We start from the raw sequence: 18,896 nt of genomic DNA, 5'->3' as shown, positions 1-18,896 counted from the left end.
GACCGAGTCGGTGCGACGCTCGTTGGCACCGGACGAGAACGTGTTCTAGGGAGACTGGATGGACCGCCTGTCGGGGCTCGACGCGAGCTTCCTCTACCTCGAGACGCCCGCACAGCTCATGCACGTGTGCGGGCTGATCGTGCTCGACCCGTCGACGATGCCGGAGCCGTACTCCTTCGCTGCGATGCGCGACGGCATTGAGGCGCGGGTGCGCGACGTCCCGGAGTTCACCCGCAAGCTGCGCCGCGTGCCACTCGGGCTCGACCACCCGGTGTGGGTGCAGGACCGGCAGTTCGACATCGAGCGGCACGTGCACCGCCTGGCGCTGCCCACACCGGGCGGGTACGCCGAGCTGACCGAGCTGTCCGGCCACCTCGCCGGGCTCCCGCTCGACCGCTCCCGGCCGCTGTGGGAGATGTGGGTGATCGAGGGCTACCACGACGAGGACGGGCACGAGCTCCTCGCGGTCTTCCAGAAGATGCACCACGCCACCGTCGACGGCGTCTCCGGGGCCAGCCTGATCTCGCACCTCTGCAGCCTCGAGCCGGACGCCGAGCCGATCGGCGCCGCCCAGGAGAAGAAGAGCTGGCCGCACGAGCCCGGCCGCGCCGAGCTCCTCGGGCGCGCGGTCGTGAGCTCGACCACGCGGCCGTTCACGACGTTCGGCCTGCTGGCCCCCACGGTGAAGGGCGTCATCGGCACGATCGGCCGGGCCCGCGAGGGCACGGCGATGGCCGCGCCGCTCACCGCGCCGCGCACGTCGTTCAACGGCACCATCACCGGTCACCGCGCGATCGCGTTCGCCGAGATGGACCTCGACGTGATCAAGGAGGTCAAGGGAGCGACCGGGACGACGGTCAACGACGTGGTGCTGGCGGTCGCCGGCGGAGCGCTGCGGTCCTACCTCGAGGACCGCGACGAGCTCCCCGACAGCTCGCTGATCGCCACGGTCCCGGTCTCGGTGCGGTCGGAGTCGCAGCGCGCCGAGGGCGCCAACAAGGTCTCCGCGCTGTTCACCCGGCTCGGCACCGACGTGGAGGACCCCCTCGAGCGGCTCGAGGAGATGGCGACCTCGAACCGCAACGCGAAGGAGCACCACAAGGCCATCAGTGCCGACGCCCTCCAGGACTGGGCGGAGTTCGCGGCGCCGCGGACCTTCGGGCTGGCGGTGCGCGCCTACGCGTCCCTCCGGCTGGCGGAGCGGCACCCGGTGGTGCACAACCTCGTGATCTCCAACGTGCCCGGGCCTCCGGTGCCGCTCTACTTCATGGGCGCCCGCATCGAGGCGCTGCACCCGCTCGGGCCGGTCTTCCACGGCGCCGGCCTCAACATCACCGTGATGTCCAACAACGGGCGCATCGGCGTCGGCGTGATCGCCTGCCGCGAGTCGATGCCCGACGTCGACGACCTGGCGCGCCGCTTCCCTGCCGAGCTGGAGCGGTTGCAGGCCGCGGTGCTGGGTGGGGCGGCGAGAGTGGGTGCACCCGTGCGTCCTCCCCGTTCCGCAGCAGACTAGAACACGTTACAGTTTTCCACATGCCCACGGACGGATTCCTCCAGCCCGACCCCGAGCGGCTCGAGTCGCTGGCGGCGGTCCGTTCGGTGCTGGCCGACGTGCTCGACCGCGACGGCGGCTGGGCCGAGCTCGCCGAGGCGGGACTGCTCGGGCTGGCGGTGCCCGAGGCCTACGGCGGCGAGGGTCTCGGCCTGCCGGGGGTGGGCGTGCTGCTGCGCGAGACGGGCTCGCGCGCGCGCCACCTCCCGGTGTGGGAGACGCTGTGCTGCGGCGCCCTGGTGGTGGCGGGCGCAGGCACCGAGGAGCAGAAGCAGGCGCTGCTGCCCGGCGTCGTCACGGGCGACGTGCTGCTCACCCCGGCGTTCCGCGAGGCCGGCTCGCCGGTCAGCGGCACCCCCTCCACGACGTACGCCGACGGCACGGTCAGCGGCCGCAAGATCGGCGTCACCATCGCCGACGCGGCGACCCGGCTGCTGGTGCTCGCGATGGACGGCGACACCCCCGTCGTCGCGCTCGTCGAAGTCAGCGACCCGGGCGTCACGCTGCTCGAGTCCGGCTCGAGCGCCGGGCTCGCGACCCACACGGTCGTCCTCGACGGCGCAGGCGCCGAGCTGCTGGGCGACGGCGCGGTGCGGCTGCTCGCCGAGCGCTACGTCACCGGGCTGTGCCTCACGGCGGCCGGGCTCGTCGCCGGCGCCCGCGACCTCACCGCGACCTACATCAAGGGGCGCACCCAGTTCGGGCGCAGCCTCGCGGAGTTCCAGGCGGTCGCGATGCAGATCGCCGACGTCTACATCTCCTCGCGCACCCTGGACCTCGCGGCCGACAACGCCGCCTGGCGTCTCGAGCAGGGCCTCGACGTCAGCGACGACCTCGCCGTCGCGGCGTACTGGACCTGCACCGAGGGCCTGCCCGCCCTGCGCACCTGCCACCACCTCCACGGCGGCATGGGCGTCGACGAGACCTATCCGCTGCACCACTACTTCAGCTGGGTCACCGACATCACCCACACGCTCGACGTGCGCGCGGAGGCGGTGCCGGTCGAGGACCCGACGACCAAGAACCTCGAGCTCAGCGCGGCCCAGCGGGCGTTCAAGGCCGAGACCCGCACCTACTTCGCAGGCCTCGCCAGCCACAACGAGCACCGCGAGATGGGCCTCGACCGGCACGGCGAGACCTACCAGCGCGTGGTCCGCCAGATGGGCGAGGACGGCAAGATGGGCGTCGGCTGGCCCCGGGAGTACGGCGGCCAGGGGCTCGGCGAGATCGAGCAGACGATCTTCGCCAACGAGGCGCAGTACGCCGACGTGCACCTGCCGGCGGTGACGCTGCAGACCGTGGGTCCGACGCTGATCAAGTACGGCACCGAGAAGCAGAAAGACCTCTTCCTCGAGCGGATCCTGGCCGGCGACGTCCACTTCGCCATCGGCTACTCCGAGCCCGACGCCGGCACCGACCTGGCCTCGCTGCGGACGACCGCGCGGCGCGACGGCGACCACTACGTCGTCAACGGACAGAAGCTGTGGACCACCGGGGGCCACCAGGCCGACTACGTCTGGCTCGCCGTCCGCACCGACCCCGACGCGCCCAAGCACAAGGGCATCTCGATCCTCATCGTCGACACGTCCGACCCTGGCTACTCACACACGCCGATCATCACCGCCGACGGCTCCCACCACGTCAACGCGACCTACTACAACGACGTGCGCGTGCCCGTCGACATGCTCGTCGGCGAGGAGAACCAGGGCTGGAAGCTCATCACCACCCAGCTCAACCACGAGCGGGTGATGCTCGGGCCGGCCGGCCGGATCGAGGGCCTGCGCGACCGCGTCGCCGAGTGGGCCGCCAAGGCCGGCGTCGCCGACCGGCCCGACGTCGTCGAGCTCATGGGCCGGGTGACCGCGGTGTTCCGCGTCAACGAGCTGCTCAACTGGGAGGTCGCCCGCGCGGCCGACGTCGCCACAGGTGGGCAGGGCATCTCGGTCGGCGACGCGTCGGCGTCGAAGGTCTTCGCGGCCGACCAGGTGCAGCACCTCCTCGACGAGCTGACCCGCGTCGTGCACCGCTACGGCGACCCGTCCGACGAGGAGACCGGCGCGCTGACGAGCTACCTCGACGGCCAGAAGAAGCGCAACCTGGTGCTCACCTTCGGCGGTGGCGTGCAGGAGGTGCAGCGCGAGCTGATCGCGATGTTCGGGCTCGGGCTGCCCCGGGTTCCCCGATGACGGAGGGTCCCGCGGGAACCGCCCGGCCCGTCGACCAGCGGCACGAGCGGATCATGGCCGAGGCCGAGCGGATCGAGGCGCTCGGCGAGGCGTCGGAGTCGGTGGCGCCGTACGAGGTCAACCAGGCCACCATCGGCACCTGGCTCGACGCCATGGGCTACGACAACGAGCGGTTCCGGCAGGGCGAGGCACCGCCGTCGATGGCGCAGGTCTGGACGATGCCCGGCCTCGGCCGCAGGCGGCCGCCGGAGGACCCGCTCAGCCGGATGACGGAGTTCCTCACCGACGAGGGCTACACCGCCGTGCTCGGCACCAACTGCGAGCAGAGCTACGAGCGCTACGTGCGGGTGGGCGAGCTGCTGCGCGTGACGAGCGCGCTCGACTCCGTGGCCGGGCCGAAGCGCACCGCGATGGGCGAGGGCTACTTCGTGACCTCGCGCAACACGTGGTACGTCGACCACCCCGACGGGCGCAGCGAGAAGGTGGCGACCATGCTGTTCCGGGTGCTCAAGTTCGTCCCGCGGGAGCGCCCGTGACCGTGCGGCCGATGGTCAACCGCGACTCGCAGTTCTTCTGGGACGGCACCCGGGCGGGCGAGCTGCGCATCCAGCGTTGCAACGCGTGCGGCGCCCGCCGGTTCCCGCCCGGCCCTGCCTGCCAGAGCTGCGATGCCTACGACCGCGGCTACGACGTCGCCGCCGGCACGGGCACGGTCTTCTCCTACGTCGTGCACCGGCACCCGCCCGTGCCCGGCAAGGAGCTGCCGATCGTGATCGCGCTGATCGACCTCGACGAGGGCGTGCGGATGGTGGGCGAGGTGGTCGACGTGTCCGACGAGGAGATCGAGATCGGCATGCCGCTGCGCGTCGACTTCAACCGCATCGACGACGAGCTGACCCTGCCCGTGTGGCGCCGCGCGGAGGAGATGCCATGAGGACGCTCGAGCCGGGGCAGGTGATCCCCGAGTGGAGCCTGCCGATGACCCCGACCACGATCGTGAGCACCGCGATCGCGACGCGTGACTGGCAGGACGTCCACCACGACCGCGACATCGCCCAGGCAGCCGGGTCGAAGGACATCTTCATGAACATCCTGACCACCAACGGGCTCGTCGAGAGGTACGTCGTCGACTGGGCCGGGCACGACGCCGAGCTCAAGGGCATCGCGATCCGTCTCGGCGCCCCCGCCCACCCCTACGACACGCTGACCTTCAGCGGCACCGTCACCTCGGTCGACGACGGCGTCGCGACGATCGACGTGGTCGGGCGCGTCTCGCTGGGTGACCACGTCACCGGCACGGTCCGGGTGGCCGTGTGAGCCCGCTGTCGAGGAAGGCCGCGATCGCCGGCATCGGTGCGACCGAGTTCTCCAAGGCGTCGGGACGCTCCGAGCTCCAGCTCTCGGTCGAGGCGGTCCGCGCGGCGCTCGCCGACTGCGGGCTGGGAGTCGAGGACGTCGACGGCCTCACGACGTTCACGATGGACACGTCGTCGGAGATCGCGCTCGCCCGCGAGCTCGGCATCAAGGAGCTGCGGTTCTTCAGCCGCATCAACTACGGCGGCGGCGCGGCGTGCGCCACCGTCCAGCAGGCCGCGATGGCCGTCACGACCGGCGTCGCCGACGTCGTGGTCTGCTACCGCGGCTTCAACGAGCGCTCGGAGTCGCGGTTCGGCCAGTTCTCGCTGGCGGCCGCGACGCAGGTCAACACCAACGGCCTCGACAACGCCTGGACCTACCCGATGGGGCTCGGCACCCCGGCGGCCACGGTCGCGATGCAGGCCCGCCGCTACATGCACGAGTACGGCGCCACGTCGGCGGACTTCGGCGCGGTCGCCGTCGCGGACCGGCGGCACGCCGCGACGAACCCCCACGCGTTCTTCTACGAGAAGCCGATCACCCTCGAGGACCACCAGGCCTCGCGGATGATCGTCGACCCCCTGCACCTGCTCGACTGCTGCCAGGAGTCCGACGGCGCGGTCGCGCTGGTCGTCACGTCCGTGGAGCGCGCCCGCGACCTGCGGCAGCGGCCCGCGGTGGTGGCCGCCGCCGCGCAGGGGAGCGGCGCCGACCAGTACGTCATGACGTCCTACTACCGCGACGACATCGGCATCCCCGAGATGGGCGTCGTCGGCCGGGAGCTGTGGCGCCAGTCGATGCTCGCGCCCGACCACATGCCGATGGCGATCCTCTACGACCACTTCACGCCCTACGTCCTCATGCAGCTCGAGGAGCTCGGCTTCTGCGGGCGCGGGGAGGCCAAGGACTTCATCGCCGATGGCGCGATCGAGCTCGGCGGCCGGCTGCCGCTCAACACCCACGGCGGCCAGCTGGGCGAGGCCTACATCCACGGGATGAACGGCATCGCCGAGGCCGTCCGCCAGCTGCGCGGCACCTCGGTCAACCAGGTCCCCGACGTCCCCCACGTCCTCGTCACCGCCGGCACCGGCGTGCCCACCAGCGGGCTCATCCTCTCGGCCTGACGCCGACCCGGCACGCCGGCGCCGGCAGCTAGTGCCGGCCCGGCGCGTCCAGGAGCTTCTCGCGGAAGAACGCCAGCACCCGGTCGACGCCCTCCTGCTGGCGGTGCGCGGTGAGGGTGGAGTGCTTGCGGCCGGGGAACTCGACGCGGATGAACGCGTCGCCGAGCTCGCGGGTGAGCGTCTCGAAGCGGGTGCCGACCGCGAGGTCGCCGGCGTAGCGCAGGCCCAGCACCTCGCAGCCCGCGGCGGCCCGCTCCTTGACCTTCGCGAGGTCGTCGGGGGAGAGGTTCAGGTCGGCGGCCCGTGCCCGGCCGACCGGGAAGGGGAGCGACGGCTGGGCGAGCACGGGGGCGGCCACCGAGTCGTCGACCATCATCGCGAGGGCGAAGCCGCCGGTGAAGCACATGCCGACCGCGCCCGCACCGGGCCCGCCGAGCTCGGTGTGCAGCTCGCGCGCCAGCGACCGGAGCCAGTCGGCGATCGGCGAGGTCTGCCGCAGCCGCAGCTTGTTGAACTCCCGGTTGACGCACGCCTGCCGCAGCGAGGCCATCGCGGCCATCGGGGAGTCGGAGCTCACCACGTCGCCGAACAGGTGCGGCATCACCACCGTGCAGCCCAGGCCGACCACCTCCTCGGAGAACGCGATCACGTCCTCGGTGATCCCGGGGATCTCGGAGATGACGACGACGCCCGGCCCGGAGCCCTTCCGGTACGTCGGGTGGGTGACTCCGTGGGCGGTGTGCTGGCCGAGGTCCCAGCCGTCGATGGCGCTCATGCGGGCCAGTATCGGGTCAGGCAGTGTCCAGACCAGTCGGTGACGCGGCGGGCTCCGGCCGCGCGACACTCCCACAGGCTCGGCAACAGTCGGTTACAGCCGGGCGCGCTCGTCCACGATCGAGCCACGAAATCGGGGGTCCGCGCCCGGCGTTGGCTGCGTACAGCCGGTCTGACCTGCGTAAACGGTGGTTGTTACCGCAGCGTGGGGCGGCCGAGCGGTCGCGCTGCGCACGCCGGCAGACCCTAGGCTCTCCGGTGGGCAGTAACCCGGCTGGGGGGCCGGTGACACCGGGGGATGGGGAGCAGTATGAGCAGTCACCAAGGGGGGACCGGCGACGTCGCCGGGAGTCGCGACACCCGTGATCCGCTGATCAGCATCGTGATCCCGGCGCTCAACGAGGCGCTGAACCTGGCGGCCGTGCTGCCGCAGCTGCCGCCGGTGCACGAGGTGATCCTCGTCGACGGCGGCTCGGTCGACGGCACCGTCCGGTCGGCCCGGCGGGCCATGCCCGGCATCGTCACGGTCCTGCAGCGCCGCACCGGCAAGGGCAACGCCCTGGCCGCCGGCTTCGCCCGGGTGACCGGCGACATCGTGGTGATGTTCGACGCCGACGGCTCGGCGGACCCGGCCGAGATCACCCGGTTCGTCGAGGCCCTCAAGGCCGGCGCCGACTTCGCCAAGGGGTCGCGATTCACCCACGGGGGCGGCTCGTCGGACATCACGACCGTGCGCCACGTCGGCAACCGATTCCTGAACCTCGTCTTCAACGTCGTGTTCCGCACCCGCTTCACCGATCTCTGCTACGGCTACAACGCGTTCTGGGCCGACCTGCTGCCGCTCCTCGACCTGCCCGATCACGCGCAGCCGGCAGGCAGGGACAGGATGCTGTGGGGCGACGGTTTCGAGATCGAGACCATGATCACCTGCCGGTTCGCCGCCGCGGGCGTGTCGATCGCCGAGGTGCCCTCGGCCGAGAAGCTGCGGATGTTCGGCGAGTCGAACCTCAACGCCGTCTCCGACGGGCTGCGGGTGCTCCGCACGCTGTTCAGCGAGTGGCGCCGCGCACGGGCGACCCGCCGGCTCGAGCGCAGCCTCGACGTCACCGTGGCGCCCCTCACCAAGGGGACGCCGTCCGCTACCGGCCTGGAGACCGGGCACGCCGCCTGACCAGGACCACGCGGCCCCACGAGGCCGGCCCGAGCAGCAGCTGAGAGACACGGCCTAGATTGACGGCGTGGCCCTCCCCGATCTCGGCGCCGAGGAGCAGCGTGTCCTCGGCGTCCTCCTCGAGAAGCAGGTGACCGTCCCGGCGACCTACCCGATGACGCTGTCGTCGGTGCGCACCGGGTGCAACCAGACGAGCAGTCGAGACCCGATCGCCGACTACGACGAGGCGACGGTGGAGTCTGTCCTCCGCGGGCTCAAGGACCGACAGCTCGTGCGGGTGGTGTGGGCAGACACCGGCCGGCGCACGCTGAAGTACCACCAGCTGCTCTCCGAGGTCCTGGAGCTCGGCGACGCGGAGCGGGCGCTCGTGACCGTGCTGCTGCTGCGCGGCGCGCAGGCTCCCGGCGAGCTCAGGACGCGCACCGAGCGGCTGCACCCCTTCGGCGACCGCGCCGAGGTGGAGGTCGTCCTCGCCGGCCTGGCCGCCCGGCCCGAGCCGCTGGTGCGCGAGCTGCCCCGCCAGCACGGGCAGCACGACGCCCGGTGGGTGCACCTGCTCGGGGCGGTCGCCGCCGCCGAGGGGGTCACGGCCGAGGCCGCGCCCGCGGTGGACCGCGAGTCGGTGCTGGCCGAGGGTGCCGCCGCTCGCGACCAGCGGGTCCGCTCGTCGTACGACGCCGTGGCCTCGACGTACGCCGAGCACCTCGCCGGGGAGCTCGTCGGTCAGCAGCCGTTCGAGAGGTGGCTGCTCGACCGGGTCGCGGCGCACGCCGACGGTGGGCCGGTGGTGGAGGTCGGCTGCGGCCCGGGGCACGTGACCGCCTACCTCGCGGACGCCGGCGTCGACGCGACCGGTCTCGACCTCTCGCCCGGGATGGTCGAGGAGGCGCGCCGGCGTTTCCCGGCGGGCGACTACCGGGTCGGTGACCTGCGGCAGCTGATGCGGCCCACCTCGGCGCCCGGCTGGTCGGCGGTGCTGGCGTGGTACTCGCTGATCCACCTCGCGGCCTCCGAGCTGCCCGAGGCGCTCGCCGCGCTGACCCGTCCGCTCGTGCCGGGCGGCTGGCTGGTGGTCGCCCTGCACACCGGGTCGGAGGTGCTGCACCACGAGAGCTGGTTCGACGTCGACGTGGACCTCGACTTCGTGCTGCACGAGCCGGCACAGGTCGTGGCGCTGGTCGAGGCCGCCGGCCTCACCGACCTCGAGTGGTACCACCGCGGGCCGATCGTCGCGCGGGGCGAGACCACCCAGCGGCTCTACGTCGTCGGTCGGAAGCCGGACTGACAAGGGCCGCCGCGCGTGCCACTGTGAGCCATGCGCGTGCTGTTCTCCTCCACCTCCGGGCACGGCCACGTGATCCCGATGCTCCAGCTCGGCCGTGCCTTCCGGCAGGCGGGGCACGAGCTCCTGTGGGCGCTGTCGGCCGCGTCGATGCCGCTGGTCACCGACGCCGGGCTGGACGCCGTGCCCGCGGGAGCGCACGGAGACGACGAGCGGGCCCTGCGGGGGGCGGTCCTCTCCCAGGCCCAGCAGCTGCCGGGGGAGGAGCGACCCTTCTTCGTCTTCCCCCGCATGTTCGGCGAGGCGCTCACCCCGCCGATGGCAGCCGACCTGCTCGAGCTCGCGGACACCTGGCAGCCGGACCTGATCGTCCACGACCAGGCGGAGCTGGCCGCGCCCCTGGTGGGCGAGGTCCGCGGGATCCCCACCGTCACGCACTCGTTCGGCACCGCCGTGCCGCCGAGCATCCTCGAGGAGACCGCGACCAGGCTCGCCGGCCTCTGGCACTCGCACGGCCTGGAGGTGCTGCCCTACGCCGGCTGCTACCGCTCCGGCTACCTCGACATCTGCCCGCCGTCGCTGCAGGGCGGCCCGCTCGGCCACCTCACCGGAGTCCAGCGGCTCCGACCGGTCACGGTGCCCGGCCGTGGCTCACGACCGCCTGGCGATCCGCTCGTCTACGTGACGATGGGGACGGCGCACAACGACGCGGCCGTGCTGCGTGAGGTGGTGGACGGGGTCGCCCGGCTGCCCGTGCGCGTCCTCGTCGCCGTCGGACCGCGGATCGACCCCGCCGCCCTGGGCTCGCAGCCCGCCCACGTGAGGGTGGAGGCATGGGTCGACCAGCTCGAGGTGCTCTCGCGCACCGCGGTCGTGGTCTCCCACGGTGGCTCCGGCACGTTCTTCGGCGGCCTCGCGCACGGCCTGCCCCAGCTCTGCCTGCCTCAGGCGGCCGACCAGTTCCGCAACGCCGAGGGCGGCACCCGGGCCGGGGCGTCGCTGGCCCTCCGCCCGGGCGAGGTCTCGGCCGAGTCCGTGCGCGAGGCGGTCGAGCGGCTGCTCGCCGACCCGGACCTCCGAGCCGGCGCACAGCGCGTCGCGGCCGAGATCGCGGCGATGCCTTCGCCCGAGTCGGTGGCGAGCCTGCTCGCGTCGCAGCGGTAGGGTCGCCGGGTCACGACGACCCGAGGAGGTGAGTTCCGATCAACGCTGTCCACCACGCCGCCGCGCGGCGCGACGAGAGGCACCTGCATGGGACCCACCTCGACCACCCACCTCACCGCTGACGACGGCACCCGTCTCGCGGTCCACCTGACCCCCGGCCCCGGCGAGCCCCTGCTGTGCCTGCCCGGCGGGCCGATGCTCGACTCGGCCTACTTCGGCGACCTCGGGGGCCTCGCCGCGCACCGCGCGTGGGCGCGGCTCGACCTGCGCGGCACCGGCGCGTCGGAGACCGCCGCGGACCCCGCGTCGTACCGCTGCGACCGCCAGGTCGCCGACGTCGAGGCGGTGCGCCGCCACCTCGGTCTCGAGCGCCTCGACCTGCTGGCGCACTCCGCGGGCGCCAACCTCGCGCACCGCTACGTCGAGGCGCACCCCGACGGGGTCGGACGCCTGCTGCTGGTCACGCCGAGCACCCGTGCGGTCGGCATCGACATCTCCGACGAGGCGCGCAGCGCGATGGCCAGGCGTCGCGAGACCGAGCCGTGGTACGCCGACGCGGCGGCCGCCCTGGCGCGGGTGCAGGCCGGCTCCGAGGACGAGGGCGACTGGCGCCTGGTCTCGGCGTTCAGCTTCGGCCGCTGGGACGACGAGACCCGCGCCTACGACGCGTGGATGGACACGCTGCGCGACCACGAGAAGGCGGCGGCGTTCGTCGCCGACGGCGCGCACGATCCCGACGCCACGCGAGCCGCGCTGCGGGGCCTCGACGTCCCCGTCCTGGTGGTCGCCGGCGGCTGCGACACCGGCAACCCCACCCCGGTGATGGCCCAGGTCGCCGCGTTGTTCCCGCGCGGCGAGCTGGTCGTGCACGAGGGCGCCGGCCACTTCCCGTGGGTCGACGACCCCGACGGCTTCGGGGCGCTGGTCGCGGGGTTCGTCGCCCCGTGACGACTCGTCTGCGAGGCCACTTGTCATTCCCCGCTGCTGCGCGCAGACGAATCGGGCGTTCCCTCAGGCCAGGCTGAGCACGACGTCGCCCAGCACCGGCGCACCGTCCCGCTCGCCGCCGGCGACGGCAGCGGAGCCGACGATGCGGCCGTGCTCCTGCCAGCCGCGCACCCGGAGCGTCTCGCCGGGGTAGACGACGCCGGTGAACTTGGCCCCGAAGCCGCCGACCCGGGCGGCGTCGCCGCCGAGCAGGGCCGTGGTGAGCTCGCGCAGCACGATCCCGTAGGAGCACAGCCCGTGCAGGATGGGCGCCGGGAAGCCGGCCGCCTCGGCGAAGGCGGGGTCGGAGTGCAGCGGGTTGCGGTCGCCGCACAGGCGGTAGAGGAGGGCCTGCTGGGGCGTGATGGCGTACGTCGTCTCGGCGTCGGGCGCCCGGTCCGGCAGCCCGACCGGCTCGGCGCTGCCGCGGTCGCCGCCCCAGCCGCCCTCGCCGCGCACGAAGATCGACGACCGCGTGGTCCAGAGCTCCTCGCCGGAGTCTGACGTCGCGACGCCCTCCTGCCAGATCACCGCAGCCTTGCCCTTGTCCCAGACGTCGGTGAGCGTCGTGCGGACGGTCGCCGAGCCCGCCGCGGGCAGGGGTGCGCGCACGGTGATCGACTGCGACCCGTGGACGACCTGGGCCAGGTTGATGTCGCAGCCCGGCAGGTCCAGCGGCGGCGGGTCGGTCATGTGGAACGTGGGCACGACCACGCCGAACGAGGGCAGCACCTGGAGGTGCGCTCCCTCGGTCGTCCAGCGCAGCGCGCCCGGGTCGACGTTGGCGCCCGGGCGGGAGCCGGCGCCGATGGCGAGGTGGTAGAGCAGCACGTCGCTCGACGTCCAGGAGAACGTCACGTCGCCGACGGGCGCGCCGATCGCGGCGGCCGGGTCGATCGGCATCAGGCGGTCTCCTTCTCGGCCTCGACGACCGACGAGCGGGCGATGTCCTCGGCCGCGAGGTAGCCGAACGCCAGCGCCGGTCCGATGGTGGCCCCCGGCCCGGCGTAGGTGTGGCCCATCACGGCTGAGGACACGTTGCCCGCGGCGTAGAGGCCGGCGATGACCGAGCCGTCGGGTCGCAGCACCCGCGCGCGCTCGTCGGTGACCAGCCCGCCCTTGGTGCCGAGGTCGCCCGGGACGATCTTGACCGCGTAGAACGGCGCGTGGTCGATCGCGTGGAGCGACGGGTTCGGCTTCACGGTCGGGTCGGAGTAGTACTTGTCGTAGGCCGACTCGCCACGGTGGAAGTCCTCGTCGACGCCGGTCCTCGCGAACCCGTTGAACCGGTCGAGGGTCGCCCGCAGGGCAGCGGCCGGGACGTCGATCTGCGCGGCCAGCTCCTCGATGGTCGCGGCCTTCCTGACCGTGCCGTGCTTGTACCAGCGGCCGGGGAACGGCTGGCGTGGCGAGAGCCCGGCGAAGAGGTAGCGGTTGCGGTAGCGCTGGTCGATCACCATCCAGCTGGGGACGTGGCCGACGCCGGTGGCCTCGCCGGCGTACATCTGGTGGACGGCCTCGACGTAGGGGAGCGCCTCGTTCATGTACCGCTCGCCGGCCTGGTTGACGATGATCGAGCCGGGCAGGTTGCGCTCGGCCAGGCAGAACCACGGGCCGTTCGGCAGCGGGATCGTCGGGCCCCACCACGCGTCGTCGAGGAGGTCGGTCTCGGCGCCGGCCGCGATGCCGGCCAGGATGCCGCCGCCGGTGTTGAACTGCGAGCCGGTCGTCCAGTCGACCGAGGTGGGGCGGGGCTGGTGCTTCTCGCGGAGCTCGAGGTTCTTCTCGAAGCCGCCGCTGCCCAGGACCACGCCGCGGCGCGCCCGGACCGTTGCCTCCTCGCCGTGCCGGACGACGCGTACGCCGCTCACGCGGCCCTCGTCGAGCACGAGCCCGGTGAGCTCGGTGTCGTAGGCGAGCGGCACCCCCGCGTCGATGAGGCCCTTGCGCAGGCCGATCACGATGGCGTTGCCCATGGCGTACATCCGTCGGCGCAGCAGGCCGCTCACCAGCCGCTTGACCAGCACCTTGACCATCGTGGCGGGGCCGCGCCAGGTGCGCAGCCCGAGGCTGATCTTGCGGAAGTCGGCCTGGGTCACGATGAGGTTGGCCGGCGCCTTGGTGTACTGCGGGTGCAGCCGCTCGAGCTCGGCCCCGAGGAAGCGCGCGTCGAGCGGCACCGGCTCGCACGAGCGGCCCTCGGCGCGACCGCCCGGCGCCTCCGGGTGGTAGTCGGCGTAGTGGGGGACCCACTGGAAGCGGACCGGCGTGTGCGCGTGGATGAAGTCGAGCACCTCGGGCCCGCGCTCGAGGTAGGTGTCGCGCCGGACCTTCGGGACGTCGTCGCCGACGATGGAGTCGAGGTAGAGCTTGGCCTGGTCGAGGTCGTCGGCGGAGACCTGGCCGGCCGCCCGGAGCGCGGCGTTGCCGGGCATCCAGACACCGCCACCGCTGCGTGCCGTCGAGCCGCCGAAGTAGCCGGACTTCTCGATCAGGAGCACGTCGAGGCCCTGCGTCGCGGCGGTCAGCGCGGCGCACATCCCGGCCCCGCCCGCGCCCACCACGACGACGTCGACCTCTCCGGGCAGCGAGTCCGGGAGAGGGGCGCTCATGGCGCAAAACTGTAACAGGTTCTACTATCGCACCGTGGCCAGCGAGGACGTGATCTCTGCCGCCGTGGCCCGCCTCGCCACGGCCCAGGAGACCGGCGTCCCGTGTGCCGCGGTGCGCGACCTGATCGGCACCGACGACCTCTCCGCGGCGTACGCCGTGCAGCAGGGACTCGTCCAGAGACGACTGACCGCGGGCGCGCGCGTCGTGGGGCGCAAGATCGGCGCGACCTCGGAGGCGGTCCAGCACCAGCTCGGCGTCGACCAGCCCGACTTCGGCTACCTGCTCGACGACATGGACGTCAGCGAGCACGAGCCGGTGTCGATGCGCACGCTGCTCCAGCCGCGGGTCGAGGCGGAGGTCGCGTTCGTGCTCGCCCGCGACGTCGACCCGGCCGACGAGGCCGAGATCACGATCGAGTCGGTCCGCGCCGCGGTGGACGTCGCGCTGCCGGCCCTGGAGATCGTCGACTCGCGGATCGACGGGTGGGACATCGGTTTCACCGACACCGTGGCCGACAACGCGTCGAGCGGCCTCTACGTCGTGGGTCGCGAGGGCCGGCCCCTCGACGAGGTCGAGCCGCGCGAGGTCGAGATGACGCTGGCGATCAACGACGAGGTGCGGTCGAGCGGCAACGGCGCCGCGTGCCTCGGCGACCCGCTGGAGGCGCTGCGCTGGCTGGCCGTGCAGTGCCACCGGTTCGGCGACCCGCTGCGCGCCGGCCAGGTCGTGCTGTCGGGCGCCCTCGGCCCGTTCGTGCCGTTCGCCGCCGGCGACCGGGTCGAGGCGACCATCCGCGGGTTCGCGCCGCTGACCGTGACGTTCGTCGACTGAGCCCAGAGCTGAGGAGCAGGGAAATGAAGCGCACCGCGGCCATCGTCGGCCCCGGCAACATCGGCACCGACCTCATGTACAAGCTGCTGCGCTCCGCCCGCAACGGGGGGAGCATCGAGCCGCGCTGGATGATCGGCGTCGACCCGACCTCGGAGGGCCTCCGGCTCGCGGCCGACCACGGCCTCGAGTCGAGCCACGAGGGCGTCGACTGGCTGCTCAAGCAGGACGAGCTGCCCGACCTGATCTTCGAGGCCACGTCCGCTTACGTGCACCGCGAGTACGCACCGCGCTACGAGGAGGCCGGCATCCGCGCGGTCGACCTGACGCCCGCCGCGGTCGGACCGGCGGTGATCCCGCCGGTCAACGGCGAGGAGCACGTCGGCGCGATGAACGTCAACATGATCACCTGCGGCGGCCAGGCCACGATCCCGATGGTCGCGGCGGTCTCGCGGGCGGCCGAGCCCTTCGGGGGAGTGTCGTACGCCGAGATCGTCGCGTCGGTCTCGTCGGTCTCCGCCGGCCCGGGCACGAGAGCCAACATCGACGAGTTCACCCGCACCACGGCCGCCGGGGTCGAGTCGATCGGCGGCGCCGAGCGGGGCAAGGCGATCATCATCCTCAACCCGGCCGAGCCGCCGATGATCATGCGCGACACGATCTTCTGCGCCGTGTCGCCAGACGCCGACCGCGACGCGATCGTGCGGTCGGTCCTGGCGATGGAGAAGGCCGTGCAGGAGTACGTCCCGGGCTACCGGCTGCTCCAGGAGCCGCAGATCGACGATCCGTCGCCCGCCACGCTGGGCCGGACGAAGGTCTCGATCTTCGTCGAGGTGGAGGGCGCCGGCGACTACCTGCCGTCGTACTCCGGCAACCTCGACATCATGACCGCCGCCGCCGCCCGGGTCGGCGAGAGCATCGCGAGGGGGATGGCATGACCGACCTCGACACTGCCCGGATCAACGAGCTGAGCCGCACCTGGTCCGGCACCCACGGCGACGAGCCCTGGGGCCGGCTCGACCTGCGCCTCACCGACACCTGCCTGCGCGACGGGTCGCACCACAAGCGCCACCAGTTCACCGCGCGGGAGTGCCACGACATCGTCGAGGCCCTCGACGCCTCCGGCGTGCCGGTCATCGAGGTGACCCACGGCGACGGGCTCGGCGGTTCGTCGTTCAACTACGGGTTCTCGAGGACCTGGGAGCAGGAGCTCATCAGGATCGCAGCCGAGACCGCGCAGCGGGCGAGGATCGCGTTCCTGATGCTGCCCGGGGTCGGCACCAAGGACGACATCCGCGCGGCGCAGGACAACGGCGGCCAGATCTGCCGGATCGCCACCCACTGCACCGAGGCCGACACCTCCATCCAGCACTTCGGGCTGGCCCGCGAGCTCGGTCTCGAGACCGTCGGGTTCCTCATGATGAGCCACACCCAGCCGCCGGAGGTGCTGGCGAAGCAGGCGCGGATCATGGTCGACGCCGGCTGCCAGTGCGTCTACGTCGTCGACTCCGCCGGTGCGCTGATCATGGAGCAGACCGCCGACCGGGTGGCCGCGCTGGTCGCCGAGATCGGCGACGTCGCCGACGTCGGCTTCCACGGCCACGAGAACCTCGGCCTCGGCGTCGCCAACACGATCATCGCGGCCCGCGCCGGCGCCACGCAGATCGACGGCTCGGTCCGCCGATTCGGCGCGGGCGCGGGCAACACGCCGCTCGAGGCGTTCATCGGCGTCTGCGACAAGCTCGGCTGGACCACGGGCATCGACTTCCTGCGGATCGTCGACGCGTCCGAGGATGTCATCAAGCCGGCCATGCCCGAGGAGTGCCAGCTCGACCGGATGACGCTGATGATGGGCTACGCCGGCGTCTACTCGTCGTTCCTCAAGCACGCGGGCAACGCCGCGGACCGCTACGGCGTCTCCGGCGCCAAGATCCTGCTCGAGGCCGGCCGGCGCAAGCTGATCGGCGGCCAGGAGGACCAGCTGATCGACATCGCGCTCATGCTGAAGCGCGAGCAGGCGGCCGACGAGCCGGGGGCCGGCGCCTCGCTCGCCGGCTGAGCGCTCCCGCGCTCCGGGCAGGGACGGAAAACTCCCGCGCGCGAACGGCTCGAAGGCCCTAGGCTCTTCGGGCTCGTCGTCGCGCACCCCGACGGCCGTGCCTCTCGCCGCACGAGTCGTCCGCGCGCGTCTCACCCCACCTGCCTCGGAAGGGATCCATGACGTCCACGACCCAGACCGACTATCCGGAGCACATCGACGCAGCCGTCCTGAAGATCGCGGGGGTCGTCGTGCTCGGCGCGATCATGTCGATCCTCGACATCACCGTGGTCAACGTCGCGCTGCCGACGTTCCAGGCCGAGTTCGGCAGCGGCGGTCACGAGATCGCCTACTCCCACGTCGCCTGGACGGTCACCGCCTACACGCTCGCGCTGGCGACGGTGATCCCGATGGCGGGCTGGGCGGCCGACCGGTTCGGCACCAAGCGCCTCTACCTGACCGCGATCCTCCTGTTCACACTGGGCTCGGCCCTGTGCGCGACCGCGACGAGCATCGACATGCTGATCGCCTTCCGGGTCCTGCAGGGCCTCGGCGGCGGGATGCTGATGCCGCTCGGCATGACGATCATGACCAGGGCCGCCGGCCCGCACCGGATGGGCCGGCTGATGGCGATCCTCGGGGTGCCGATGCTCCTCGGACCCATCCTCGGCCCGATCCTCGGCGGCCTCCTGATCCAGCAGGCCAGCTGGCACTGGATCTTCCTGATCAACGTCCCGCTCGGCGCCACCGCGCTCGTCTATGCGTCGAAGGTGCTCGCCAAGGACACCCCCGAGCCCTCGGAGTCCTTCGACTTCCTCGGCATGGCCCTGATGTCGCCGGGCCTCGCGCTGTTCCTCTTCGGTGTCTCCTCGCTCCCGCAGGAGGGCGGCGACTTCGGGGCCCCGCGCGTGTGGGTGTCGATGCTGGTGGGGGCCGTGCTGATGCTCGCGTTCGTGTGGCACTCGTTCCGCCCCGAGCACCCGCTGCTCGACCTGCGGCTGTTCAAGAACCGCAACCTGACGGTCTCCGTCATCACGATGTTCATGTTCGCCGCGGCGTTCTTCGGTGGCCTGCTGCTCGTGCCGACGTACTTCCAGCAGATCCGCGGCGAGTCCACCCTGCACGCCGGGCTCCTCGTGGCGCCCCAGGGTCTGGGCGCCATGCTCACGATGCCGATCGCCGGCCGCCTGGTCGACAAGATGCCCGTGGGCCGGATCGCGCCCGTGGGCATCGCGCTGATCGTCGTCGGCATGTTCGGGCTGACGCAGATCGACGAGCACACCTCCTACGCGGTGCTCATCCCGATGCTGGTGGTGATGGGCATGGGGATGGGCTCCACGATGATGCCGCTGTTCACCTCGGCGCTGAAGACGCTGACCGCCCACGAGGTCGCCCGGGGGTCGACGCTGGTCAACATCACCCAGCAGATCTCGAGCTCGGTCGGCGTCGCGACGATGTCGGTGCTCCTGACCAACCACCTCAACGACTCGCCGGTGGTGCCCGGCACCGAGTCGGCGGGGGGAGGGGGCGGCATCACCGAGGCCGGAGCGGCGATCCTGTCGAACACCCGCCCGGAGGTCTTCGCCCGGCTCGGCGTCGACCCGGCCTACGTCGCCCGGGGCCTCACCGACGCGGCGTCGGCGTTCGCCCAGACCTACTGGGTCGCCTGGGTCCTCGTCGCCCTCACCCTGGTGCCGGCCCTGCTGCTGCCGCGGCGGCGCGAGGTGACGCACCTCCTCGACGACGAGGGCCAGCCGCCGGTCGTCGTCCACTAGCACCTCAACCCGGTGGCCCGTGGCCGCCGGGGTTGGCAGGCTC

17 protein-coding genes are annotated in these 18,896 nt (G+C 72.4%); 14 read left to right on the top strand and 3 right to left on the bottom strand.

Annotated elements, in window-relative coordinates:
* The first annotated feature begins 58 nt into the window (after window positions 1–58).
* From G514_RS26825 to G514_RS0114425, 6 genes are read left to right on the top strand one after another with little or no spacing between them, the layout of a single operon-like run.
* Window positions 59–1,516, top strand: a complete 1,458-nt coding sequence (locus tag G514_RS26825) for a WS/DGAT/MGAT family O-acyltransferase (protein WP_051247455.1) — start codon at window positions 59–61, stop codon at window positions 1,514–1,516.
* Window positions 1,517–1,536: 20 nt separating this feature from the next.
* Entirely contained in the window at window positions 1,537–3,741 is a 2,205-nt protein-coding gene (locus G514_RS0114445; protein WP_028652340.1) for an acyl-CoA dehydrogenase family protein, read from the top strand.
* Window positions 3,738–4,277: a hotdog family protein gene (locus tag G514_RS30950; RefSeq protein WP_028652339.1), complete on the top strand. Its 540-nt coding sequence runs from the start codon at window positions 3,738–3,740 to the stop codon at window positions 4,275–4,277. Before G514_RS0114445 ends, G514_RS30950 begins: the two co-directional genes overlap by 4 nt.
* On the top strand, window positions 4,274–4,675 hold the full coding sequence (locus G514_RS30945) for a Zn-ribbon domain-containing OB-fold protein (protein WP_028652338.1): 402 nt from the start codon (window positions 4,274–4,276) through the stop codon (window positions 4,673–4,675). The genes G514_RS30950 and G514_RS30945 overlap by 4 nt, the downstream gene beginning before the upstream one ends.
* Complete coding sequence (locus G514_RS0114430) at window positions 4,672–5,058, top strand: MaoC family dehydratase (protein ID WP_028652337.1); 387 nt, start codon at window positions 4,672–4,674, stop codon at window positions 5,056–5,058. Before G514_RS30945 ends, G514_RS0114430 begins: the two co-directional genes overlap by 4 nt.
* Window positions 5,055–6,221: a lipid-transfer protein gene (locus G514_RS0114425; RefSeq protein ID WP_028652336.1), complete on the top strand. Its 1,167-nt coding sequence runs from the start codon at window positions 5,055–5,057 to the stop codon at window positions 6,219–6,221. The genes G514_RS0114430 and G514_RS0114425 overlap by 4 nt, the downstream gene beginning before the upstream one ends.
* 28 nt (window positions 6,222–6,249) lie before the next feature.
* Here G514_RS0114425 and G514_RS0114420 read toward each other — a convergent pair whose 3' ends face one another.
* A complete protein-coding gene (locus tag G514_RS0114420; protein WP_036564701.1) occupies window positions 6,250–6,996 on the bottom strand; it encodes a dienelactone hydrolase family protein in 747 nt (248 codons plus the stop codon).
* Window positions 6,997–7,305: 309 nt separating this feature from the next.
* Here G514_RS0114420 and G514_RS26820 point away from each other — a divergent pair, with 309 nt between their 5' ends.
* The 4 genes from G514_RS26820 to G514_RS0114400 all read left to right on the top strand — a co-directional run bounded on the left by G514_RS26820 (window position 7,306) and on the right by G514_RS0114400 (window position 11,560).
* Window positions 7,306–8,166, top strand: coding sequence for a glycosyltransferase family 2 protein (locus tag G514_RS26820; RefSeq protein WP_084152100.1), 861 nt, complete (start codon window positions 7,306–7,308; stop codon window positions 8,164–8,166).
* Between the two features lie 67 nt (window positions 8,167–8,233).
* Entirely contained in the window at window positions 8,234–9,451 is a 1,218-nt protein-coding gene (locus G514_RS0114410) for a DUF480 domain-containing protein (protein ID WP_028652334.1), read from the top strand.
* 30 nt (window positions 9,452–9,481) lie between these two features.
* Complete coding sequence (locus G514_RS0114405; RefSeq protein ID WP_028652333.1) at window positions 9,482–10,612, top strand: glycosyltransferase; 1,131 nt, start codon at window positions 9,482–9,484, stop codon at window positions 10,610–10,612.
* A gap of 87 nt (window positions 10,613–10,699) precedes the next feature.
* Window positions 10,700–11,560, top strand: coding sequence for an alpha/beta fold hydrolase (locus tag G514_RS0114400; RefSeq protein ID WP_028652332.1), 861 nt, complete (start codon window positions 10,700–10,702; stop codon window positions 11,558–11,560).
* A gap of 63 nt (window positions 11,561–11,623) precedes the next feature.
* Here the strand turns inward: G514_RS0114400 and G514_RS0114395 are convergent, their stop codons facing one another.
* Both G514_RS0114395 and kstD read right to left on the bottom strand, forming a co-directional pair.
* Window positions 11,624–12,502 (bottom strand): MaoC/PaaZ C-terminal domain-containing protein, encoded by an 879-nt coding sequence (locus G514_RS0114395; RefSeq protein WP_028652331.1) that lies wholly within the window; start codon window positions 12,500–12,502, stop codon window positions 11,624–11,626.
* Window positions 12,502–14,211: a 3-oxosteroid 1-dehydrogenase gene (kstD, locus tag G514_RS26815; RefSeq protein ID WP_036564700.1), complete on the bottom strand. Its 1,710-nt coding sequence runs from the start codon at window positions 14,209–14,211 to the stop codon at window positions 12,502–12,504. The genes G514_RS0114395 and kstD overlap by 1 nt, the downstream gene beginning before the upstream one ends.
* 34 nt (window positions 14,212–14,245) lie before the next feature.
* On the opposite strand from kstD, the gene G514_RS0114385 reads away from it, so the two are divergent.
* From G514_RS0114385 to G514_RS0114370, 4 genes are all read left to right on the top strand, one after another.
* Window positions 14,246–15,043 (top strand): 2-keto-4-pentenoate hydratase, encoded by a 798-nt coding sequence (locus G514_RS0114385; protein ID WP_028652330.1) that lies wholly within the window; start codon window positions 14,246–14,248, stop codon window positions 15,041–15,043.
* Between the two features lie 23 nt (window positions 15,044–15,066).
* Window positions 15,067–15,978 (top strand): acetaldehyde dehydrogenase (acetylating), encoded by a 912-nt coding sequence (locus tag G514_RS0114380; protein ID WP_028652329.1) that lies wholly within the window; start codon window positions 15,067–15,069, stop codon window positions 15,976–15,978.
* Window positions 15,975–17,099, top strand: coding sequence for a 4-hydroxy-2-oxovalerate aldolase (gene dmpG, locus G514_RS0114375; RefSeq protein WP_028652328.1), 1,125 nt, complete (start codon window positions 15,975–15,977; stop codon window positions 17,097–17,099). The genes G514_RS0114380 and dmpG overlap by 4 nt, the downstream gene beginning before the upstream one ends.
* Window positions 17,100–17,257: 158 nt before the next feature.
* Window positions 17,258–18,853 (top strand): DHA2 family efflux MFS transporter permease subunit, encoded by a 1,596-nt coding sequence (locus G514_RS0114370; RefSeq protein ID WP_028652327.1) that lies wholly within the window; start codon window positions 17,258–17,260, stop codon window positions 18,851–18,853.
* The last annotated feature ends 43 nt before the right edge of the window (window positions 18,854–18,896 follow it).

It is taken from the genome of Nocardioides halotolerans DSM 19273 (genome assembly GCF_000422805.1).
In the GTDB taxonomy this organism is placed as follows: domain Bacteria; phylum Actinomycetota; class Actinomycetes; order Propionibacteriales; family Nocardioidaceae; genus Nocardioides; species Nocardioides halotolerans.
This window is presented reverse-complemented; position numbering and strand designations above follow the sequence as displayed.

What these genes read in the sequence shown, in the direction of transcription:
- kstD (WP_036564700.1), bottom strand. Translation starts at nt 14,211, where the DNA reads ATGAGCGCCCCTCTCCCGGACTCGCTGCCCGGAGAGGTCGACGTCGTC.
- G514_RS0114445 (WP_028652340.1), top strand. Translation starts at nt 1,537, where the DNA reads ATGCCCACGGACGGATTCCTCCAGCCCGACCCCGAGCGGCTCGAGTCG.
- G514_RS26825 (WP_051247455.1), top strand. Translation starts at nt 59, where the DNA reads ATGGACCGCCTGTCGGGGCTCGACGCGAGCTTCCTCTACCTCGAGACG.
- G514_RS0114370 (WP_028652327.1), top strand. Translation starts at nt 17,258, where the DNA reads ATGACGTCCACGACCCAGACCGACTATCCGGAGCACATCGACGCAGCC.
- G514_RS0114400 (WP_028652332.1), top strand. Translation starts at nt 10,700, where the DNA reads ATGGGACCCACCTCGACCACCCACCTCACCGCTGACGACGGCACCCGT.
- G514_RS0114430 (WP_028652337.1), top strand. Translation starts at nt 4,672, where the DNA reads ATGAGGACGCTCGAGCCGGGGCAGGTGATCCCCGAGTGGAGCCTGCCG.
- G514_RS26820 (WP_084152100.1), top strand. Translation starts at nt 7,306, where the DNA reads ATGAGCAGTCACCAAGGGGGGACCGGCGACGTCGCCGGGAGTCGCGAC.
- G514_RS0114395 (WP_028652331.1), bottom strand. Translation starts at nt 12,502, where the DNA reads ATGCCGATCGACCCGGCCGCCGCGATCGGCGCGCCCGTCGGCGACGTG.
- G514_RS0114380 (WP_028652329.1), top strand. Translation starts at nt 15,067, where the DNA reads ATGAAGCGCACCGCGGCCATCGTCGGCCCCGGCAACATCGGCACCGAC.
- G514_RS30950 (WP_028652339.1), top strand. Translation starts at nt 3,738, where the DNA reads ATGACGGAGGGTCCCGCGGGAACCGCCCGGCCCGTCGACCAGCGGCAC.
- G514_RS0114405 (WP_028652333.1), top strand. Translation starts at nt 9,482, where the DNA reads ATGCGCGTGCTGTTCTCCTCCACCTCCGGGCACGGCCACGTGATCCCG.
- G514_RS0114420 (WP_036564701.1), bottom strand. Translation starts at nt 6,996, where the DNA reads ATGAGCGCCATCGACGGCTGGGACCTCGGCCAGCACACCGCCCACGGA.
- dmpG (WP_028652328.1), top strand. Translation starts at nt 15,975, where the DNA reads ATGACCGACCTCGACACTGCCCGGATCAACGAGCTGAGCCGCACCTGG.